Annotated in this window: 1 protein-coding gene; it reads left to right on the top strand. The window is 65.6% G+C overall.

The annotated features are described in order from the left end of the window. Positions 1-774: DUF637 domain-containing protein (locus tag L861_RS12525; protein ID WP_035568413.1), on the top strand; the 774-nt coding region annotated here is incomplete at both ends.

Raw genomic sequence — 774 nt, 5'->3', positions numbered from 1 at the left:
TCAACGACATTCGCGCCGTGGGCAGCCGCCTCGAAAGCGGCAATGATCTCACCGTGATCAGCGGCGCCGACCAACGCTACCAGGGCGCCCGGCTCGAAGCCGGTAACAACCTGACGCTGGCCAGCGGCGGCACCATCCACTTCGAAGCCGCCAGCGATTTCCACACCGAATCCCACGAAGAGCGCAGCGGCAACGTCGCCTGGCAATCGTCCCAAGGCGAAGGACGCACCGACGAAACCCTGCGCCAGAGTCAACTGATCGCCAAGGGCAACCTCGTCATCCAGGCCGCCGACGGCATCGTCGCCGAGGTGCCCGAGATCAACCAACAAACCGTCAGCCAGACCATCGACGCCATGGTCGACGCCGACCCCGACCTCGCCTGGCTCAAGGAGATGGAAGAACGCGGCGACATCGACTGGCGGCGGGTCAAGGAAATCCACGATAGCTGGGAATACGAGCAATCGGGATTGGGTGGCGGTGTGGCGATGGTGATCGCCATCGTCGCCGCTTGCTTCGGCCAGTATTACGTCGCGGCGGCGCTGGAGGGAGTTGTTGCCGGCGCGGCAGCCATGGCCATCGGGGCCGGCGCCGGCTCACTGGCCGGCACCGCTGCGGTCAGCATGATCAATAATCGAGGCGATCTTGGTGCCACGCTCGACGACACCTTCTCCAACGACAGCCTGCGCAGCGCCGCCACCGCCGCCGTCAGTGCCGGGGTCACCAAAGGCCTCATGAGAGGTACCACCAACACCGCCGGCCTGAACCTCGGCACCG

This window comes from Litchfieldella anticariensis FP35 = DSM 16096, from assembly GCF_000409775.1.
GTDB classification, from domain to species: domain Bacteria; phylum Pseudomonadota; class Gammaproteobacteria; order Pseudomonadales; family Halomonadaceae; genus Litchfieldella; species Litchfieldella anticariensis.
This window is presented reverse-complemented; position numbering and strand designations above follow the sequence as displayed.